General features: G+C 70.1%; 21 protein-coding genes. 13 read left to right on the forward strand and 8 right to left on the reverse strand.

The features are described 5' to 3' along the window. Nucleotides 1-7: 7 nt before the first annotated feature. Nucleotides 8-343, reverse strand: coding sequence for a hypothetical protein (locus OHS18_RS31305; RefSeq protein WP_328446553.1), 336 nt, complete (start codon nt 341-343; stop codon nt 8-10). 315 nt (nt 344-658) lie between these two features. Here OHS18_RS31305 and OHS18_RS31310 point away from each other — a divergent pair, with 315 nt between their 5' ends. Further along, nucleotides 659-2,044 (forward strand): helix-turn-helix transcriptional regulator, encoded by a 1,386-nt coding sequence (locus OHS18_RS31310; RefSeq protein WP_328446552.1) that lies wholly within the window; start codon nt 659-661, stop codon nt 2,042-2,044. A gap of 13 nt (nt 2,045-2,057) precedes the next feature. After that, a complete protein-coding gene (locus OHS18_RS31315; RefSeq protein WP_328613306.1) occupies nt 2,058-2,945 on the forward strand; it encodes an aminoglycoside phosphotransferase family protein in 888 nt (295 codons plus the stop codon). Nucleotides 2,946-3,156: 211 nt separating this feature from the next. Here the strand turns inward: OHS18_RS31315 and OHS18_RS31320 are convergent, their stop codons facing one another. From OHS18_RS31320 to OHS18_RS31335, 4 genes are all read right to left on the reverse strand, one after another. After that, the gene (locus tag OHS18_RS31320) at nt 3,157-4,185 is read right to left on the reverse strand and encodes a copper resistance D family protein (RefSeq protein WP_328446550.1); all 1,029 of its coding nucleotides are present in this window, start codon (nt 4,183-4,185) and stop codon (nt 3,157-3,159) included. A 4-nt stretch (nt 4,186-4,189) separates the two neighbouring features. After that, complete coding sequence (locus OHS18_RS31325) at nt 4,190-4,744, reverse strand: copper resistance CopC family protein (RefSeq protein ID WP_328446549.1); 555 nt, start codon at nt 4,742-4,744, stop codon at nt 4,190-4,192. Then, nucleotides 4,745-5,509 (reverse strand): YcnI family copper-binding membrane protein, encoded by a 765-nt coding sequence (locus OHS18_RS31330; RefSeq protein ID WP_328446548.1) that lies wholly within the window; start codon nt 5,507-5,509, stop codon nt 4,745-4,747. It abuts the gene before it with no gap. Nucleotides 5,510-5,586: 77 nt separating this feature from the next. After that, nucleotides 5,587-6,081, reverse strand: a complete 495-nt coding sequence (locus OHS18_RS31335) for a hypothetical protein (protein WP_328618609.1) — start codon at nt 6,079-6,081, stop codon at nt 5,587-5,589. A gap of 371 nt (nt 6,082-6,452) precedes the next feature. Between OHS18_RS31335 and OHS18_RS31340 the strand changes: the two genes are divergently transcribed. Genes OHS18_RS31340 through OHS18_RS31355 form a run of 4 tightly spaced genes read left to right on the forward strand, consistent with a single transcriptional unit; the run spans nt 6,453 to nt 10,015 of the window. Continuing rightward, the gene (locus tag OHS18_RS31340) at nt 6,453-7,100 is read left to right on the forward strand and encodes an ABC transporter permease (RefSeq protein WP_328446547.1); all 648 of its coding nucleotides are present in this window, start codon (nt 6,453-6,455) and stop codon (nt 7,098-7,100) included. After that, nucleotides 7,087-8,274 carry an ABC transporter ATP-binding protein gene (locus OHS18_RS31345; RefSeq protein ID WP_328613307.1) on the forward strand — a complete coding sequence of 396 codons (1,188 nt, stop codon included), beginning with the start codon at nt 7,087-7,089 and terminating at the stop codon, nt 8,272-8,274. The genes OHS18_RS31340 and OHS18_RS31345 overlap by 14 nt, the downstream gene beginning before the upstream one ends. Then, entirely contained in the window at nt 8,271-9,050 is a 780-nt protein-coding gene (locus OHS18_RS31350; protein WP_328446545.1) for an ABC transporter permease, read from the forward strand. Before OHS18_RS31345 ends, OHS18_RS31350 begins: the two co-directional genes overlap by 4 nt. Further along, nucleotides 9,047-10,015, forward strand: a complete 969-nt coding sequence (locus OHS18_RS31355) for a glycine betaine ABC transporter substrate-binding protein (protein ID WP_328613308.1) — start codon at nt 9,047-9,049, stop codon at nt 10,013-10,015. Before OHS18_RS31350 ends, OHS18_RS31355 begins: the two co-directional genes overlap by 4 nt. A 54-nt stretch (nt 10,016-10,069) precedes the next feature. On the opposite strand, the gene OHS18_RS31360 is transcribed toward OHS18_RS31355, so the two are convergent. Next, the gene (locus OHS18_RS31360) at nt 10,070-10,522 is read right to left on the reverse strand and encodes a winged helix-turn-helix transcriptional regulator (protein WP_328613309.1); all 453 of its coding nucleotides are present in this window, start codon (nt 10,520-10,522) and stop codon (nt 10,070-10,072) included. An 89-nt stretch (nt 10,523-10,611) separates the two neighbouring features. Here OHS18_RS31360 and OHS18_RS31365 point away from each other — a divergent pair, with 89 nt between their 5' ends. Together OHS18_RS31365 and OHS18_RS31370 are read left to right on the forward strand one after the other, a co-directional pair. Further along, the gene (locus tag OHS18_RS31365; RefSeq protein ID WP_328613310.1) at nt 10,612-11,205 is read left to right on the forward strand and encodes a dihydrofolate reductase family protein; all 594 of its coding nucleotides are present in this window, start codon (nt 10,612-10,614) and stop codon (nt 11,203-11,205) included. Between the two features lie 14 nt (nt 11,206-11,219). Beyond that, the gene (locus OHS18_RS31370; RefSeq protein WP_328446542.1) at nt 11,220-11,603 is read left to right on the forward strand and encodes a PPOX class F420-dependent oxidoreductase; all 384 of its coding nucleotides are present in this window, start codon (nt 11,220-11,222) and stop codon (nt 11,601-11,603) included. A 3-nt stretch (nt 11,604-11,606) separates the two neighbouring features. Here the strand turns inward: OHS18_RS31370 and OHS18_RS31375 are convergent, their stop codons facing one another. After that, entirely contained in the window at nt 11,607-12,068 is a 462-nt protein-coding gene (locus OHS18_RS31375) for a DUF6474 family protein (protein ID WP_328613311.1), read from the reverse strand. 89 nt (nt 12,069-12,157) lie between these two features. On the opposite strand from OHS18_RS31375, the gene OHS18_RS31380 reads away from it, so the two are divergent. The 3 genes from OHS18_RS31380 (at nt 12,158) to OHS18_RS31390 (ending at nt 15,314) form a co-directional block, all read left to right on the forward strand. Further along, entirely contained in the window at nt 12,158-13,804 is a 1,647-nt protein-coding gene (locus OHS18_RS31380; protein ID WP_328613312.1) for a TM0106 family RecB-like putative nuclease, read from the forward strand. Between the two features lie 82 nt (nt 13,805-13,886). Beyond that, a complete protein-coding gene (locus OHS18_RS31385) occupies nt 13,887-14,522 on the forward strand; it encodes a PadR family transcriptional regulator (RefSeq protein WP_328613313.1) in 636 nt (211 codons plus the stop codon). A 132-nt stretch (nt 14,523-14,654) separates the two neighbouring features. Then, nucleotides 14,655-15,314, forward strand: a complete 660-nt coding sequence (locus tag OHS18_RS31390) for a class I SAM-dependent methyltransferase (protein ID WP_328613314.1) — start codon at nt 14,655-14,657, stop codon at nt 15,312-15,314. A 77-nt stretch (nt 15,315-15,391) separates the two neighbouring features. Here the strand turns inward: OHS18_RS31390 and OHS18_RS31395 are convergent, their stop codons facing one another. Then, nucleotides 15,392-16,150 (reverse strand): SDR family NAD(P)-dependent oxidoreductase, encoded by a 759-nt coding sequence (locus OHS18_RS31395; RefSeq protein ID WP_328613315.1) that lies wholly within the window; start codon nt 16,148-16,150, stop codon nt 15,392-15,394. A gap of 140 nt (nt 16,151-16,290) precedes the next feature. On the opposite strand from OHS18_RS31395, the gene OHS18_RS31400 reads away from it, so the two are divergent. Together OHS18_RS31400 and OHS18_RS31405 are read left to right on the forward strand one after the other, a co-directional pair. Continuing rightward, entirely contained in the window at nt 16,291-17,595 is a 1,305-nt protein-coding gene (locus tag OHS18_RS31400) for a UDP-glucose dehydrogenase family protein (protein ID WP_328613316.1), read from the forward strand. Between the two features lie 124 nt (nt 17,596-17,719). Continuing rightward, nucleotides 17,720-18,112, forward strand: a complete 393-nt coding sequence (locus tag OHS18_RS31405; protein ID WP_328613317.1) for a VOC family protein — start codon at nt 17,720-17,722, stop codon at nt 18,110-18,112. Nucleotides 18,113-18,122: the final 10 nt, after the last annotated feature.

Genomic DNA, 18,122 nt, shown 5'->3' on the forward strand with positions numbered 1-18,122 from the left:
CTCACCGTTACCTTTCCGCCATCTTGGCGGCTTCGTTGAGCGCGGCGCGCAGCTGTCCGAGCTGGCCGGACGTCAACCGCGCGGTCTCGCCGGGGGGCGAGACCAGTACCACCTGGTTGTCCTCGACGAAGACCGTCACGGCGCGTTCGCGCTCGATGAGGTCTCCGCACTGCACCCGCCACACGAGCTGGCCGCCTTCGTAGTGGCGGACGGCCGCGGTGCGGGGGTCCACCGCGGCGGCGGGGGTGACCGGACGGACAGGGGAGATGGGAGAGACCGCCGGCCGCACGGCGCGGGTGGCCGTACCGGCATGTCCCCCTGCGAACGAGTCCACGAACTCCACGCCCTTCTCCGCTCTGTCGTCCTCTTCGAACTGCCTTCTGCACATCGCTCCGCAACAACACTGCGGTTTTCGTAGCTCTCCGTGATCGCAACCGGTGTCCGGGCGGTGACGGAGATCTGACAACTACAGTGAGGTGAAACCTGGTGCGATAGAAGGTCGAAATGGCGTCATAGCGGTGACCGGACTCGGTTCCACGGTAAGCGGTCAACGGACTTCTGCCGGACCGATCAGGGCGCGGTTCGGCTGGTTCACATGGTTCGTCAGCTTTGCTTACGCTGTTTCACAGACGCCCGACCGGACAGTGGAGGGGGCGCGATGGACGCCAGTAACGGTGGCGGTGCCGAAGCCCGGCAGAGCCACGCCGTTCCCGCTGACGCGTGGGAGCAGCCCGAGATGAGAGCTGCTCTCGCCGCCCGCGAGATCAGCGCCGTCTACCGGCTCCTTCGCAAGCACGGTGTCTCGCAGCGCCAAATCGCCGCGATGACCGGCCAGTCCCAGTCCGAGGTGTCGGAGATCCTCAAGGGTCGCCAGGTCATGGCCTACGACGTCCTCACGCGGATCGCCGACGGCCTGGGTGTCCCCCGTGGATACATGGGCCTCGCCTACGACGAGGCCACGGCGATACGCGTCGTCGGGTCCGCCGACGGCCAGCAGGCTGAGGAGGACGAGTCCGTGAAGCGACGGAGGTTCCTCGCGCACGCCGCCCAGGTCACGATGGGTGCGGCGGTGTTCGGTCCGGAATCGGGCACGTGGTCGGCGGGACCGGCGCGGACGCCGGCTCCCGGGCGCATCGGGATGACCGACGTGCGCCAGGTGGAAGCCGCGACGCGTGCCCTGCGCGCCCTGGACTACCAGTACGGCGGCGGGTTCTGCCGCGACGCCGTCGTGGCGCAGCTGTCCTGGGGACAGCAGATGCTCGAGTCCAACGGCACCGACCTGGTCAAGAACCGGCTCTACGTGGCGCTCGCCGACCTGCACTCGCTGGCCGGCTGGACGTCGTTCGACACGGGCCTGATGGACTCCGCTCGCGGCCACTTCGCGAACGCGCTGGACCTGGCCAAGCAGGGCGAGAACCACCCGCTGGTGGCCAACGTGCTCTACCGCATGGGCCGCGTCTACCTGCACCAGGACGCCCCGAACGACGCGCTGAAGCTGTTCCAGCTCGGCCAGATCGCCGCCCAGGAATCGGGCTCGGAGCTGGCCGTGTCCGTGCTCTGCGCGAACGAGGCCTGGGCCTACGCGATGATGGGCAACGAGGAGCAGGCGGTGAAGCTGCTCGGCCGGAGCAAGGACGAGTTCGAGCGCGCCAACCTGGCCGAAGCCGAGTCGTGGGTGAAGTTCTTCACCGAGACCGACGTCTACGCCATGGTCGGCACCGTCCACACGGTCCTCGCGCAGAAGAACGCCGAGCACACCAAGTTCGCGATCCCCGCGCTGAGCAGGGCCGTCGACTCCTACGACGACGAGATGGCCCGCTCCAAGACCTTCATGCTGAGCGCGCTCGCCACGAACCACCTGCTGGACGGCGACCTCGACCACGGCTCCAAGGTCGGCGGCAAGGCCATCGACTGCGCCGAGGGCATCAAGTCCGAGCGCGTCAAGGACCGGATGCGGCCCCTGCAGGAAGAGGCCGAGCGCCGCCGCAACAACGCCGACGCCCGTGACCTCGCCGATCGCCTCCACGCTTTCTACGCCGCATAACGCCGGAACCGTCTTGGACGGACGGTTCACCCAGGAGAAGCTGCGCGGCGTGCTGGCCGAGACCTGCACGCTGCTCGGCCTCGACCCCGCCGGCGCGCGGCTGCTGCGGTTCACCAACAACGCGGTGTACGCACTGGTCACGGCCCCCGTGGTGGTCCGGATCGTCGGCTCGACCCGGCTCCGGCACCGCGTCGGGACCGTGGTCCGCGTCGCCCGCCACTTCGAGCAGCACGGCGTCCCGGCGATCCGGCTGCTCGGCGGCGTCGAGCAGCCGATGGAGGTCGGCGAACACCTCGTGACCGTGTGGCACCAGGTACCGACCATCGGCCGTCCGGCGTCGCCCGCCGACCTGGCCCGGCTGCTGAGCCAGGTGCACGCCCTGCCCGCGCCCGACGACCTCGCCGAGTGGGCGCCGTTCGCCGCGGTGCGGGCCCGGGTGTCCGACGCCGAGGAGATCAGCGCCGCCGACCGCGCGTTCCTGCTGGAGCGCTGCGCCGAGCTCGAGGCCGCGCTGGCCGAACTGGCGTTTCCGCTGCCCCGGGGCCTGGTCCACGGCGACGCGTACCCCGGCAACGTCATCCCGGGCCCGGACGGGCCGGTGCTCTGCGACTTCGACTCCTCGTGCGTCGGGCCGCCGGAATGGGACCTGACGCCGCTCGCCGTCGGCCGGGAGCGGTTCGGGGACCCGCCGGTGCAGTACCGGACGTTCGCCGCGGCGTACGGCTTCGACGTGACGTCCTGGCCCGGTTTCGCCGTGCTGCGGGGGATCCGCGAACTGAAGCTGACGACCAGCGTGCTGCCCATCCTGCGCAGCCGGCCCCAGGTGCGGCCGGAGCTGTTCCGGCGTCTGGACGATCTGCGGCACGGCCGAACGGACGCTCGGTGGACGCGTTACCGGTGAGCCGAGGCTGTCACATCATGTGACCGGTGCCACATTCTGCACGTGCATTCGACGACCGCGGATGACCGCTCGTCGCTTACGGAATGTCGTCTGCTCACGGTAGAAAGTTCTGCCCGACCGGTCACCTCCAATGGATGCCCAGTCATTCCAATGCGCAAGTTGCAGCTACACGCCGTGACTCAGCATCCGGTTCTACCTGCGCTGACGGGGCTCAGGACGCGACGACCGGCGCGCGCGTCAGCACGACGGCGAAGCCGAACGCCAATCCCATGACGGTCAGCTCGAGCGTCGCCCACGCGGCGAGCGCCGTGCGGTTGTGCCGGACGATCTGCGGCATCAGCCGCCAGCGGACGTTCGCGCCGAGCAGCGCGATGACGCCGGTGCAGGCGAGCTTGAGGATGAGCAGCTGCCCGTACGGCGTCGTGAAGATCGCCGCCCAGAACCCGATGGTCGGGTTGAGCGAGATCTCGATCAGGCCGTTGAACAGGCCGGTCGCCGCGGAGATGATCAGGCAGAGCGTCGCGAGCTTCGAGAAGCGCGGCATCGCGTGCGCCAGCAGCGTCCGGTTCGAGACGAGCAGCACGGCCATCGCGCCGAGGCCGCCGGTCCAGGCGACGGCGCTCATGACGTGCAGCTCCATCGAGATCATCGTGTAGTCGTGGTAGCTCCAGTTCGACGCGTGCCCGGTGACCGGCAGCGGCAGCAGCGCGAACAGCCCGAGCCCGACGCGGACCTCGGCGGGGATCTTCTCGCCGTAGCGCAGGGCGAGCGCGCCGATCCCGGCGTGCGCGAGCGCCAGCACGGCGACGATGACGAGCGCCTTCCCGGCGCCGACGTTCGCGATGTAGCCACCGATGTCGGACGCCGTGAGCGTCGACGAGCCCGGCTTGTACTCCGCGGTCTGCAGGATCAGCGCGACCACCGCGGTCGTCGCCCAGACCAGTGCGGCCGCGACGCCGGCCGGGCGGGCCAGCCGCATGATCGGTTCGGTGAGCTTCGGCCGGTCGTAGCCGACGAGGACCGAAAGCAGGGCCAGGCCGATCGTCGTGACCGCGGCCAGGTCGAGCAGGACGCGCACGATCGGGATGCCGGCCGAGACCACCGCGCCGGGCTCCACCACCCCGGGGACCGGGGTGCTGGCGGTGAGCGCGACGCCGATGAGGGCGCCGAGCAGCCCCGCGGTCACGACGCAGAGCAGCGTCACGTACCGGGGCTTCGTGGTGGTCTCGGCCTGGGTCATCGTCCTAGTTCTTCTCTTCCGCAGCCCGGCCGCCCGACCGGAGGGCGACGACCAGCCCGATCGCCAGCAGGACGACCGCGCCGGCGATCCACACCCAGATCGGCACCCCGGTCGACGACGACGGCGACGTCGCCTGCGAGGTGGTGCCGCCGGGGGACTTCGCCGCGTCCACGGTCGCCGGCGTGCCGGTGCCCGCCGCGGTGAGGGTGAACGTGAGCTCGCCGGTCACCGGGTGGCCGTCCGCGGAGAGCACCCGGTAGCCGACGGTGTACTTCCCGGCCGGTCCGAGCGGTCGCAGCGGCGCGCTGATGACGTTGTTGACCACGCTGATCGGTCCTTCGGCCCACTGGCCGCCACCGGGTCCGGTCACCGCGATCTGGTTGACGTCCGCGCCCTGCACGTACTGGTCGAACGTCAGGCTGACCTTCTGCGGCCCGGCGGTGACGGACGAGCCGTTCGCCGGGTCGGAGGAGATCAGCACGTTGTGGGCGAGCGCCGGGGTGGCCGTGCCGAGCACGGCCACCACCGTCAACGCCAGCGCCACGAGCGCTTTCCGCATTTAGCTGGCGCCTCCCGACTTCGCTGTGGCCTTGCGGGCCCGGATGGTCGCGCCGGCCCCGACCCCGAGACCGATCGCGCCCACGAGCAGGCCGGCCCCGCCGAGCCAGCGCGCGGTGCTGTCCGACGTCGACGACGCCGCGGCCTCAGTGTGCTCGCCGGCGGTCGCCGCGGTGTTCGCGCCCATGCCGGCGTGCTCGTCACCCTCCGCGGCCTTGGCGGCCAGCTTGATGGCCGGCACCGGGTGCTCGGGCTCTTCGCCGCCGGCCGGGGTCGGCTGGTTCCAGTCGACGACCTTGCCGTCGCTGTAGGTCTGGTGCGCCGGGAACTCGACTTCGTCCACGTTGGACGGCAGCGGGCCGAAGCTGACCTCGAACTCCTGGTAATTGGTGGATTTGAGCTCGCTGCCCGCCGCCGCGGTCCACGTCACCGCGGTGACGGCCTCGGTGATCTGCGTGCCGTTGTCCTTGGTGATCGGGGCCGGCAGCTTCGACTTGGTGACCTCGGCGGTCCAGCCGGGGATCGGCTTGGTCCGCACGCTGCCGATGCCGTAGTCGGCCTTGAAGTCGACGGCGACCTTGGTGGTCAAGGTCGTCGGCTCTTCGCTCGGCACGCGGAACACGATCGCCGCGTAGCCGCCCTTCGTCGGCTGGGCGCCGTAGACGTTGGCGGTGACGTGCGCGGACGCGACGCCGGTGCCGAGAAGACCGGCGACACCGATGGTGGCGGCGAGGAAACCGGCGCGCTTGAAGACGTGCTGGGACATGGGTCGTTCACTCCTGATGAACTCAAAAGGGGACGGCGCCGATTCGGGGATCGGGCCGTGAAGGGGGAAAGGTCAGGTCAGGAGTGCTGCGGCGGGCCGCGCCGCCCGTGGATCCTGCGCAGGTCGACGCCGACGAGGTGGGACGGGGCCGGCGTGCGGGCCGGGACGAGGGTGGCGGGCGCGACCGGCACCGGCAGCGGGCCGAGCAGCCGCGGCAGGATCGCGCGCAACGCGGCCAGCAGCGAGAGCAGCGTCTGGTCCGCGCGGGACAACAGCAGCGCCGTGACCACGGTCGCGACGGTGTGCGCGGCGACCATGCCGAGGCTCTCGGTGCCCGGCATGGCGTACATGTCGTGGTGCCCGGCGAGCGTCGTGAGCAGCAGGTGCATCACGAGCTGGGCGGCGCCCAGGAGGCCGATGGTGGCGAGCGGGCCGCGGGCCTTGCGGGCCAGTGCGGTCGCCGTCCAGCCGAACAGGCCGCTGAGCAGCACGGTCATCGCCGGATCCGGCAGCCCGCCGTCGGCGAGCCGGTGTGCGGTGACGGTGAGCGCACCCGCGGTCACCGCGAGCAACACGCCCCGAGTAGCACCCAGCACGGCGGGACGCCGTCCTGAGGTGCTCATGGCGAACACTCTAAGCGACTCCCCGACGGGTGATTTGCGGATCCCGTCAACTGAGCACACGTGGAGTTCACGGTTCCCGAGCGGGATCGGTTCAGCCGTTGTCATCTCCGGTGCTCCGCCCCGGGCCGGGGGCTCCGCCACCCGAACCTCCGAAAAATCGGCTTTTTGTTGCCGATCACGCTCGGATACGGAACGGTGTCGGAATCAATGAGGCCTGGAACGGGGGTTTGGCTTCGGAGCACGGTGGGTACTGAGCCGTCGGTCAGGAGCTAGCCCGTTCGGGTGAAGCCTCACGGACGCGGGCGGGAGTGCGGACACGGATGAATCTCTTCGAGTACATCTCGGACCGGGCGAGCAAGTTGTGGCTGGAGGCCTATCTGCACACCAGCCTGGTGGTGCAGTGCACGATCCTCGCGGCGGTGCTCGGCGTGCTGATCGGGGTGGCGGTCTACCGCAGCCCGATCGGTTCGGCGGTCGCCACCGCGCTGGCCAGCACGATCCTGACGGTGCCGTCCTTCGCCCTCTTGGGGCTGCTGATCCCGATCTCCGGGCTCGGTCCGACGACCGCCGTCATCGCGCTGGTGCTCTACGGCCTCCTGCCGATCGTCCGGAACACCATCGTGGGGCTCGACGGCGTCGACCCGGCGATCACGGACGCCGCGCGCGGCATCGGGATGAGCCGCTTCGGCGTGCTCACCCGGGTCGAGCTGCGGCTGGCCTGGCCGGCGATCCTCACCGGCATGCGGGTCGCCACGCAGATGCTGATGGGCATCGCGGTGATCTCCGCCTACGCGAAGGGTCCCGGCTTCGGCGCGGAGGTCTTCTCCGGGCTGACGAACGCGGGGAGCACGAACTCCCTGAACCAAGCCGTCACCGGCACGGTCGGGGTGGTCATCCTCGCCCTGATCCTCGACGGCGTCTACGTCCTGATCAAGCGCTTCACCATCTCGAGGGGTGTCCGTGGCTGAGAACGCTGTGACAGAAGAAAACGGAGTCTCCGGCGTCGAGATCGAACTGGAGCACGTCACCAAGAAGTACGCCGGCACCCGCGAAGCGGCCGTCGACGACTTCTCCATGGTCGTGCCCGCCGGCAAGATCGTCGTCTTCGTCGGCCCGTCCGGCTGCGGCAAGACCACCACGATGCGGATGATCAACCGGCTCATCGAGCCGTCTTCGGGCCGGATCACCATCGGCGGCGACGACGCGCTCAAGCTGGACGTCGACACCCTGCGGCGCCGGATCGGCTACGCGATCCAGCAGGCCGGGCTCTTCCCGCACTTCACCGTCGCGCAGAACATCGGCGTGGTGCCGGGCCTGCTCGGCTGGGACAAGGCGAAGGTCAACTCCCGGGTCGAGGAGATGATGGACCTGGTCGGCCTCGACCCGTCCGACTTCCGCGACCGCTTCCCGCGGCAGCTCTCCGGTGGCCAGCAGCAGCGGGTCGGCGTCGCCCGCGCGCTGGCGGCAGACCCGCCGGTGCTGCTGATGGACGAGCCGTTCGGCGCGGTCGACCCGATCACCCGCGGCAACCTGCAGGACGAGCTGCTGCGGCTGCAGACGGAGCTGAAGAAGACCATCGTCTTCGTCACGCACGACTTCGACGAGGCCGTGAAGCTCGGCGACAAGATCGCGGTGCTGGGCAACCAGTCGTCGATCCTGCAGTACGACACGCCCGAGGCGATCCTGGCGAACCCGGCCAACGACACGGTCGCCGGGTTTGTCGGCGCGGGCGCGTCGCTGAAGCAGCTGACGCTGCTGCGGGTCCGTGACGTCGAGCTCCAGCAGGACGCGCTGACCGCGACGGTCGACGACGACCCGGCCGAGGTCCGCAAGAAGCTCGAAGACCAGCGCAAGCACTTCGCGCTGGTGCTCGACCAGCGCAAGCGGCCGATCCGCTGGGCGCACGCACGCGAGCTGACGGCGGGGTCGTCGCTGGCGACCGCCGGCCGGCCGCTGCGCGACATCGTCAGCCTGCAGTCGACGCTGCAGGACGCGCTCGAGGCGATGCTCGCCGAGGGCGGCTCGGTGCCGGTGACCGGCGCGCGCGGCGAGTACGCGGGCACCATCCAGCTGGACACGGTCATCGCGACCATCCAGCAGCTGCGTGAGGAGCACACGAACGGCGAGGAGGTGTCCGCATGACGGCTGCCGTCGATACCGGCTTTTCCACCGAGTCCGGCTCCAAGCGCGCGGAACGCGTCCGGCTGTTCGCGCAGCCCGTCGTGGTGCTGCTGATCGTCGCCGTGACGCTGATCTGGGTGTTCTCGAGCGGGCTGACCGCGACCGAGAAGGAGACCCTCAACGCGTCTTCGCTGTTCACGGCGCTGGGTGACCACGTCCTGATGACGCTGGTGGTGACCGCGATCGTCGTACTGGTCGCGGTGCCGCTCGGGGTGATCGTGACGCGGCCGTGGGCGCGGTTCCTCGCGCCGATCTTCCTGGCGATCGCGAACATCGGCCAGGCCGCGCCCGCGCTCGGTGTGCTGGTGCTGTGGTTCATCGTCACCGGCGCGACCGGCGGGCTGTGGGTGGCGGCGCTGCCGCTGGCCTTCTACTCGCTGCTACCGGTGCTGCGGAACACGATGGTCGGCATCCAGCAGGTCGACGAGTCGCTGATCGACGCGGGCCGCGGCATCGGGATGTCGGCGACGGCGGTGCTGTTCCGCGTCGAGATGCCGCTGGCCGTCCCGCTGATCCTGGCCGGCCTGCGCACCTCCCTGGTGCTGGCGGTCGGCACCGCGACGTTCGGCATGTTCGTCAACGCCGGCGGGTTCGGGCTGCTCATCGACACCGGCTACAAGCTGAACCTGACCTCGGTGCTGGTCACCGGTTCGGTGCTGGCCGTGGCGCTCGCGCTGCTGGTCGACTGGCTGGGCGCGCTCGCCGAACAGTTCTTCGGACCGAAGGGGCTGCGATGAAACTCCGGCGTTTTACGGCAGTCCTCGGCGCGGCGGTGCTGGGCGCGACGCTCTCGGCGTGCGGGCTGACGGTCAACCAGGCCGTGCCCTACGACATCCAGCCGGGCTCGCTCCAGCCGATCCCGTCACTGCAGGGCCTGAAGGTGACGGTGGGGTCCAAGGACTTCACCGAGAACATCATCCTGGCGTACATGGCCGAGATGGCGCTGACCGCGTCAGGCGCGGACGTCGTCGACCTGTCGGACATCAAGGGGTCCAACTCGTCGCGGCAGGCGCTGCTCACCGGGCAGACGGACGTCACCTGGGAGTACACCGGCACGGGCTGGATCAACTACCAGGGCAACGAGCTCCCGGTGCCCGGTGGGGAGAAGGCCCAGTACGAGGCGACGGCCAAGGCGGACGCGGAGAAGTTCGGCGTCACCTGGCTGAACTACTCGCCGCTCAACGACCAGTACGCCTTCGCCGTCACCGAGGCGTACGGCGCGCAGAACAACCTGAAGACGACGTCGGACCTCGCGGCGTTCATCAAGCAGAAGCCGGACCAGGCGGTGTTCTGCCTGGAGACGGAGTTCACCAGCCGCCAGGACGGGTTCCCGGCCGCGGTGAAGGCCTACGGATTCCAGAACCCGAAGATCGAGAACTTCGGCATCGGCACGATCTACTCGGCGGTCGCGGGCGGCACGTGCCCGGTCGGCGAGGTGTTCACCACCGACGGCCGGATCTCCGGGCTCAACCTGCGGGTGCTCGAGGACGACAAGAAGGCGTTCCCGCAGTACAACGCGGTCGCGACGCTGCGCACGGACTTCGTCAACGCGCACCCGGAGATCCGCGGCCCGCTGGAGAAGATCAGCGCGGCGATCGACAACGAGCAGATGGTCCAGCTCTGCAAGCAGGTCGACGTCGACGGCCAGGACACGGGCAAGGTGGCCCACGACTGGATGGTCAAGAAGGGCTTCGTGAAGTAGCCCTCCACGACACGGAGACGGCCGGGCGGCCCACGCTGCCCGGCCGTTTTCGCGTCAGACGGCCGCGCCGGGCCCGGGCAGCGGGTCGACATCGCGGGCGTGCATCGGCTCGCCGCAGCGGGTGCACCGCAGGCCGGCCGCGCTGATCTCGCCGCACCCGTGGTGCCGGTAGACCACCGGCGGCCCCGCCTCGCCGGCGAGCCACTTGTCACCCCAGCCGGCCAGCACCATGAGCAGGTCGACGAGGTCGGTGCCCTTCTCCGTCAGGACGTATTCGTAGCGTGGCCGCTGGTCGTAGGGCCGCCGGTCGAGCACGCCGTGCTCGACGAGGTGGTTCAGCCGCTCGGTCAGGACCTTGCGCGAGATGCCGAGGTCCGCCTGGAGCTGCTCGAACCGGGTGAAGCCGACCCAGACGTCCCGCAGGATCAGCGGTGACCAGGGTTCTCCGATGACGTCGAGCGTGCGCGCGATCGAGCACGCCATCCCGCCGAAGTTCGTGCGCTGCATGACCCCAGCCTACGCCTTGGGGTTCCCTTAGGGAACTGTGCCTGCTACGGTTCTGGAGTCTCTTGAAGGAACCCTGGGAGGATGACGAGATGGGCAAGGTCTTCGGCGCGCACGCGGTGTCGGTCGATGGGTACATCACCGGCGGCGGTCCCGGCCCCGGGCACGGGCTCGGCGACGGCGGGACGCTCTTCGACTGGTACTTCTCCGGAGACACGCCCAGCGGGGTGTTCGACGGGTTCAAGCTGAGCGAGCCGAGCGCTCGGGTCTTCGACGACGTCGCCGGCCGCGTCGGCGCGGTCGTCGCGGGCCGGAACACCTACGAGGACTCCGACCGCTTCGGCGGCGGCAGCCCGCACCCGACGGCGCCGTTGGTCCTGCTCACCCACCGCCCGGCGCCGGAGATCACCGACCGGCAGACGCTCGTCACCACCGGGATCGCGGACGCGGTCGCGGCGGCGCGCGAGATCGCCGGCGACAAGGACGTCACCCTCATGGGCGGCGGCGTCCTGACCGAAGGACTCAAAGCGGGGCTCGTCGACGAAGTCGTCCTGCACCAGGTGCCGATCCTGCTCGGCGGCGGCCGCCCGTTCTTCGGGGACCTGCCGGCGCACGTGCGCCTGCGCCTTCTCGAAGTTGTCCCGGCGCCCGGTGTCACCCATCTTCGATACGCAGTCGAAAACTGAAGGAGCAGCTCACCATGATCAACGACGACGTCCGCGAAATCCTCGCCGGCACCCCGATCGCCCACCTCGCCAGCGTCCTGCCCGACGGCGGCCCGCACGCCGTCCCGGTCTGGATCGGCACCCACGGCGACCACATCGCCGTCTTCACCGGCCCGGACTCGCGCAAAGCGCGCAACCTGCACCGCGACCCCCGCGTCGCACTCTCCCTGACGCCGGCCGACAACCCGTTCCAGCCGGTGATCATCCGCGGCAAGGTCGTCGAATGGGTCGACGGCGACGCCGGCTGGGAAATCATCGACGGCATCGCGAAGAAGTACACCGGCGGCCCGTACCCGCGCGGTCAGGAGCGGTTCGTCGCGCTCATCGAGCCCGAGAGCCAGCAGGTCGGGATGCGCTAGCGGCTAGATGCCCAGGCGGTGCAGCAGCTGGCCCTCCAACCGCTCCAGCTCGCCGGCCACCGCGCGGTGCGCCGACTTCCGGCGCGCCGCGGGCATCCGCTCGGCGGCGCGGACCGTCGCCGAGAGCTGCTCCAGCGTCCCGAGCGAGTCCTTCGCGAACTCGACGTCGGCGGGCGTCGCCTTCTCGGACTTCTGCAGGTCCCGGCAGCCTTCGGCGATGCCCGCGATCCGGGCGTGCAGCGCCGCTCCGCGGCCGGTGTAGCTGCCGAGCTGGTCGACGTCCACCCCGAGCTTCCGGGCCTGGTAGCGGTCGTACATCTCCCGGGCGGCGCCCGCCGCGCGCACCGCGTACGGCGCGACCACGGGAATCACGACGGGGCCGAGGACCTTGGCCACCGCGACCGCGTTCTTCGCCTTCTTGGGGGTGAATCGGCCTTCACCCTCGACCTTGGCCTTGCGCGCCATGGCACCTCCTGCGACGTGTCGAGGTCGAACTTACTGGTCTTGCCCGTGGCGGGCATGGCGGCTCGGCGGTGGCATCTAGAGTGATCTCCATGAAGGGCGAGGTGGTACTCGACGCGGGAGCGGTCAGCCGCTGCCGCCGCCGGGTGCACCTCGAGCACGATCCGCTGATGCGCGAGGTCCCGCTGTCGCCGCCGGACCCGACGGCGCAGCAGCGGATCGCCGACGCCGCAGCGCATCGCGAAGACATCGTCGCCCGGCTGATGGCCGCGACCGGTGGTCCCGGCCAGTGGGTGAAGATCGACCGCGACCTCCCGGCGGGTGAGCGTGTCGAACGCACCGAGCGGGCTTTCGCCGCCGAAGCGCGCTTCATCTGGGGCGCGCTGCTGCCGGTCGACCCGGCCGGGCACCGGCGCGGCGGCATCGACCTGCTCGTCCGCACCGGCCGCGGGTACGTGCCGGTGCTCGTGGTGCGCCACCGCATCACCGACCGCGGCACCGGCGCGATCGTCACCGGGATGACCGACCTCGACCCGGCCCACCGCGCGTCCGACAGCGGCCGCAAGGTCCGCTCCCAGCCGCGTGACCAGCTCCGGCTGGTGCACATCCGCCGGATGCTGCAGACGCTCGGGCAGGCCGACGAAGGCCTCGTCCTCGGCGGCGTGATCGGCCTCGACGCCGACGTCGTCGTCTGGCACGACCTCACGGCGGGCACCTGGCCGAACGGGCGCAGCGCGATCACCGAGTACCAGGCCCGGTTCGCCGACCGGCTCGCCATCGCCAACGCGGCGGCGAACGGCGAGGAGCCGCTGGCCGAGCCGTCGCGGGTGCTGGAGTGCCGCAGCTGCCCGTGGTGGCCGACGTGCGAGGCGCTGCTCACCGAGACCCGCGACGTCAGCCTCGTGGTGCGCGGCGAGGACGCGATGGAGCTGCGCCGCGCCGGCGTGTCCACTGTGGACAACCTGGCCGCGCTCGATCCGGCGGGCGAGGCGCCGGTGGTGAACTGGACCGGCGTGACGTTCCCGGACGCCGTCGTGCTCGCCCGGGCCTGGCTGGCCGACCTCACGCTCGTCCGCCGCGTCGACCGGGTCGACGTCCCGCGCGGCGACGTCGAGGTCGACGTCGACATGGAGAGCTTCGGCGACGCCGGCGCGTACCTCTGGGGCTGCCTGCTCAGCGGCGCCGACGTCGGCCTGGAGCCGGGGTACCGCGCGTTCGCGACGTGGGATCCGCTGCCGACCGGTGACGAAGCCCGTTCCTTCGCCGAGTTCTGGGCGTGGCTGACCGACGTCCGCGAGCGCACCGAAGCGGCCGGGCTGACCTTCCGCGCCTACTGCTACAACGCGCTCGCCGAGAACCGCTGGCTCTTCGGCTCGGTCGAGCGCTTCGGCGATCACCCGGGCATTCCCACGAAGAAGGAAGTCCAGTCCTTTGTGGACTCCGAGGAGTGGGTCGACCTCTTCCGCAGCGTCACCGACCAGTTCCTGTGCTCCCAGGGCAAGGGCCTGAAGGTGATCGCGCCGGCCGCCGGGTTCTCCTGGCGCGACCCGGAGGCGGGCGGCGAGGCGTCGATGCGCTGGTACCGCGACGCGGTCGGGATGGACGGCGAGACGCCGGACGACACCCAGCGCGAGCGGCTCCTGCGCTACAACGAGGACGACGTCCTCGCGACCCAAGCCCTGCGGAGCTGGATCAGCGAGCGGGCCCAGACCGAGGTCCCATACATGTTCGACCTCTGATTGTTTCACCCGCTAAGACACTTGCCTGCCGACGCGTCTTGCGTATACTCGTTCACGAGTATTCGTCTACGAGGAGTGCGAGATGAAGCGGCGGAAGGTCGGCAACATGCTCGGGCTGGCCGTGCTGTCCGTCGTGCTGGAACGCCCGATGCACCCCTACGAGATGGCGGCCGTGCTCAAGCACCGCGGCAAGGAAGCCGACCTGCCGATCAAGTGGGGCTCGCTCTACACGGTCGTCGCGAATCTCCAGAAGCACGGCTTCCTCGAAGCCGTTGAGAGCGTCAAGCACGGCGGCCGGCCCGAGCGGACCGTCTACCGGATCACGAAGGCCGGGCACGACGAGTTCGAGGACTGGGTCCGCGAGCTCGTCGGCACGGTCGAGCGTGAACCCCCGCGGTTCCAGTCCGGGCTGTCGATGATGGGTGTCCTCGGCCCGGACCAGACGATCAGCCTGCTGCGGAACCGCATCGAGCAGCTCGAAGACCACATCGAGGCGCAACGGGCGTCACTCGAGCAGCTGCGGCCGCTGATGCCGCGGCTGTTCCTGGTGGAAGTCGAATACGACGTCGCCATGACCCGGGCCGAAGTGGACTGGACGCGGGCCTTCCTGGGCGACCTGACCAGTGGCGCCGTGCCCGGCATCGAGGCGTGGCGGCGCTACTACGAGACCGGCGAACTCCCTGCTGACCTGGGGGAGCTCGTGGAAAAAGAGAAGTAGCACGGACTCCGGGCAGTGCTGGAACACCGCCCGGAGTCCTCAACCCGAACCGAGCACGCCCGGTCACTAGGTGGCACCGGTAAGGATAACCGGGCGGCTCTCCGGTTCGGCTCATCCGAAGAGGAGAGATCCATGGAAACGACCCGCAAGCACAAAGTGCCCGAGATGGAAGGCCGCCAGGCCCGCTGGTACGCCAAGAACCGGGGCACCGAAGCGCAGCTGAAGCAGTACCGGCGGCAGGCGGCCGAAGTCGCGGCCGGGCTGCCGGCCGGCGCCGAGATCCTGGAGGTGGCGCCCGGCCCCGGGTTCTTCGCCATCGAGCTGGCGAAGCTCGGCTTCCGCGTCACCGGGCTCGATATCAGTCACACGATGGTCGAGATCGCGCTCGAAGAGGCCGCGCGCGCCGGGAAGGCCGTCGACTTCCGGCAGGGCGACGTCACGAAGACGCCGTTCGCGGACGAGTCGTTCGACTTCGTGGTCTGCCAGGCCGCGTTCAAGAACTTCCGGCAGCCGGTGACGGCGTTGAACGAGATGCACCGGGTGCTGCGGCCGGGCGGGTTCGCGGTGATCCACGACCTCAACCACCAGGCCACCGGCGCGGACATCCAGCGTGAGGTCGACTCGATGGACGTGGGCCTGATCAACGGCTTCACCGTGCGGCAGACGCTCGGCTGGCTGCGGCGCCGCGCGTTCACCCCGGCGCAGTTCGAGGAACTGGCCGCCGAAAGCGCGTTCGGCGGCTGCTCGGTCACCCAGGCCGGCATCGGCCTGGAGGTCCGTCTCACCCACTGAGACGAGCTTTCCCTAGGAAAGATGCGTCCGAGGGCCCCTCGGACGCATCTTTCCTAGCGAAAGTGCCGCCCTTGGGGTCAGCGCGGGGCCATGCGCAGTGAGCCGTCCATGCGGACGACTTCGCCGTTGAGGTAGTCGTGGTCGATCAGCGACAGCGCGAGCTGCGCGTACTCGTCCGGGCGCGCGAGGCGCTTCGGGAACGGGACGCCGGCGGCGAGCGACGCGCGGAAGTCGTCGCTGACGGTGGCGAGCATCGGGGTGTCGACGATGCCGGGCGCGATGGTCAGCACGCGGATGCCCTGCGAGGCCAGGTCGCGGGCCGCGGGCAGGGTCAGGCCGACGATGCCGCCCTTGGACGAGGCGTAGGCGACCTGCCCGATCTGGCCGTCGAAGGCCGCGATGGACGCGGTGTTGATGATGACGCCGCGGGCGTCGTCTTCGAGGGGCTCGGTCTTCGCGATCGCCTCGGCCGCGATGGTCAGCACGTTGAAGCTGCCGATCAGGTTGATCTGGACGACCTTCGCGTACAGCGCGAGGTCGTGGCGGCCCTTTTTCGACAGGATCCGCGCGGACGGCCCGATGCCGGCGCAGTTCACGACGGTCCGCAGCGGTACCCCCGAGCCGGACGCGGTCGCGACGGCGGCCTCGACCTGGTCGACGTCGGTCACGTCGGCCTCGACGTAGGTGATGCCGTCGACCTGCTCGGCCTTCTCGATCGAGGCCGCGAGGTCGAGCGCGAACACCCGCGCGCCCTTGGCCGCGAGGGCCTTCGCCGTCGCCCCGCCGAGGCCGGACGCGCCCCCGGTGACGAGTGCGGCCGTGTCCGTGATCTGCATGTATGCGGTCCCTTCGTCCTTCGATTCGCCCAAGGTTAACGCTCGTTCGCATGGCCGCGATTCGTGTCTTCGCTCACCGCTCCCGGGAGCGACTGTTCCTGTTAGCGCGGTGGTCACGTCCGGCTGTCACCTTCAGCACCATGACGCCTGCTCGGATCGTGGTGGTGGGAACGGGTTACGTCGGACTGACCACGGGGGCCTGCCTGGTCAGTCTGGGTCATTACGTCACTTGCGTGGACGTCGACCGCGCGAAGGTGTCGAGACTGCGCGCGGGGCGCGTGGACATCCTCGAACCGGGGCTGGCCGAGCTGGTCGGCCGCGGGGTGGCGGCCGGGCGCCTGCAGTTCGTCGTCGGTGCGCGGGACGCGGTCCGCGACGCCGAAGCCGTGTTCCTCTGCGTCCCGACGCCGATGGGCGCCGGTGGGTCCGCGGACCTGCGCGCGGTCGAGGCGGTGGCCGCCGAGATCGGCGACGTCCTGCCCGCCGGCTGCGCGCTGATCACCAAGTCGACCGTGCCGGTCGGCACGTCGAAGCGGATCGAAGCGATGCTGGGCCGCACCGACGTCCCGGTGGTGTCGAACCCCGAATTCCTGCGCGAGGGCACCGCGGTCGCGGACTTCCTGGGCCCGGACCGGATCGTTGTCGGCTCGGACGACCTCGCCGCCGCGCGCTGGGTCGGCGAGCTGTACGCGGACCTCGCGGCGCCGGTCGTCGTCTCCGACGCGGCGAGCGCGGAGCTCGTGAAGTACGCCGCGAACTGTTACCTCGCGCTCAAACTGTCCTATGTGAACTCGATCGCCGAGCTGTGCGAGCGCCTCGGCGCGGACATCGACCTCGTCACCGAGGGCATGGGTTACGACCGCCGGATCGGGCGGACGTTCCTCAAACCCGGCCCGGGCTGGGGCGGTTCGTGCCTGCCGAAGGACACCAGCGCGCTGGTCACGGTGGCCGAGTCGGTGAACTACGACTTCAAGATGCTCACCTCGGCCATCGACGAGAACATCGCCCAGCGCGACCGGATCGTCGCGAAGATCGCCGGCGCGGTCGGCGGCACGCTGGCCGGCGCCCGGATCGGCGTGCTGGGCCTGGCCTTCAAGGCGGGCACCAACGACCTGCGCGACTCGCCCGCGCTCGCCGTGTGCTCGGTGCTGGGCGCGCTCGGCGCCGAGCTGATCGCCTACGACCCGGCGGTCGGCTGCGAGCTGCCCGGGATGACCGTGGTCGACGACGCCTACCAGGTCGCGAAGGACGCCGACGCCGTCGTCGTGCTGACCGAATGGGCCGAGTTCAAGCGCCTCGACTGGACCGCGATGGCCGAGCTGATGGACGGCGTCGACGTCGTCGACACGCGCAACCTGCTGGACCCGCGGGTGATCGTCGACGCGGGGCTGTCCTGGCAGGGTGTCGGGCGGCCGCGGGCGGCGGCGCGAATCAAGGTTTCCTGAGGGCGCCCGGCTGGCTAAGATCGGCGGCACGGCATCGCGTGTCGGTCACCGGCTGGGTGAGGCATGGAGGTGGCGGGAGTGCCCCGGAGGCATTTCACCCGTGTCAGTATCCGTTTCCGTTGAATTGAACCATCTGATCGTCCCGTCCCGGAACAACCGGGAATCCGCCGAATTCCTGGCGCACCTGCTCGGCCTCGAGGTCGGGGAGGAATGGGGGCCGTTCATCCCGGTCGAGGTCCGCAACGGCGTCCGCCTGGACTTCGCGACCATCCCCGAGCAGGACCTCCGCCTGCAGCACTACTGTTTCCTGATCCCGGAAGACGATTTCGACGCCGTCTTCGCGCGGCTCGTCGAAACCGGCGTGACCTACCACGCCGATCCGATGGGGAAGCAGGTCGGCGAAATCAACCACAACCACGGCGGCCGTGGTGTCTACTTCCTGGATCCCGGCGGGAACGGGATGGAAATCATCACGCAGCCGTACGAGCCGGAGCGGCGACGCCCGGCCCGCTGGTAGCTGTCCCGGA

Source organism: Amycolatopsis sp. NBC_00355 (genome assembly GCF_036104975.1).
Taxonomy (GTDB): domain Bacteria; phylum Actinomycetota; class Actinomycetes; order Mycobacteriales; family Pseudonocardiaceae; genus Amycolatopsis.